Genomic DNA, 1,135 nt, shown 5'->3' with positions numbered 1-1,135 from the left:
GATACAAGTCGCCCTATGCGTAGCCGGAACACGCTTAGTCAGAAATGCACAGTCGATGGTCCGCCGGACCCTTCTTTTCTGACGAAAGCACCTGCGCAAAACTGCATCTTTAGCGAGCCCTTATCTGTGCGCGCCTAGGTTGCCAAAACAGGCTTCCCCTTACATGATGTTTCGACCGTGATTTCCTTTCATGTGTCCATGATGACTTGTCTCCATGTTAACATGGAGACAAGGAGACAACGCCGGAAGGAGGCCCGTATGATCATCTCCGCTGCGATCCCCAAGGGCGGCACTGGCAAATCGACGATGCTGCGTGCCCTCGCATCCGTCGCGCTGCATAGGGGCTATTCGGTCACTCTCATCGACGGCGACCGGCGGCAGAACATGAACCGCTGGTTCCAGATGCTGGGCGAAGCTGGCAATCGTCCTGACAGGTTCCAGATGGTGAGCGCGATGACCCCGCAGGAAATCCTTCGCGCCGCAGCCACCCACAACGGTGAACGCTCGGTCGTCTTGATCGATACGGAAGGCACCACAAACGATAACCTCATGGCTGGGCTCTTCGCCGCCGATATTGTCGCCGTGCCGGTCTATTTTGCTCTCGACGATGTGACCGCCGCTATCCAGATCACCGACCACTACATCCCGCTGGCGGTGGAAAGCCGGGGGAGACCGCTGCCTGCGATATTCGTGCTGACCAAGCAGACCATCATCGATGGCAGGGCGCGAGCCCTGACCGAACTGCGCGCCATCATCCAGGCCAACGGCACGCCGATTGCAGAACACGTCCTGCACAATCGCGTTGCCTACCGTGACCTCCAGACCGGGCAGACCCTTTACAGCCCCGATGTGCCCGATGCGAAGGCGATTGCCGAGAGTGAAGGGGTCTTTGACGACCTTCTGCAAACCTTCATCGAAGCCACAAGGAACGCGGCATGAGCGAAGAAACCGCACCGAAACCCGGTGACGACAAGAAGGCCCGCATGATGAAGGCGATCTCCACGCAGCCGCCAGCGCTGCCCAGCATGTTCATCCCGCCGAAGGCCGAGACGTCAGGGATCAAGGAGCAAGCTGCGCCACAGATGCAGGAATCGACAAAGCCGTCCCCGGCAGTCGGCCCCGATTTCCGCAAGCT

General features: G+C 59.3%; 2 protein-coding genes. Both read left to right on the top strand.

Features of this window, described 5'->3' with window-relative positions:
- The first annotated feature begins 258 nt into the window (after nt 1-258).
- Entirely contained in the window at nt 259-939 is a 681-nt protein-coding gene (locus AC1DX6_RS30515) for a nucleotide-binding protein (protein ID WP_477320295.1), read from the top strand.
- Nucleotides 936-1,135 (top strand): hypothetical protein (locus tag AC1DX6_RS30510; protein ID WP_477320293.1); only part of this gene is annotated, 200 nt, incomplete at its 3' end. The genes AC1DX6_RS30515 and AC1DX6_RS30510, both read left to right, overlap by 4 nt.

Source organism: Mesorhizobium sp. P2_C4, assembly GCF_056404575.1.
Note: the sequence above shows the minus strand (reverse complement) of the source record. Positions and strands in the feature narration are given on the sequence as shown.

Excerpts from the sequence above, each read along its gene's own strand:
- AC1DX6_RS30515 (WP_477320295.1), top strand. The coding sequence starts at position 259 with ATGATCATCTCCGCTGCGATCCCCAAGGGCGGCACTGGCAAATCGACG.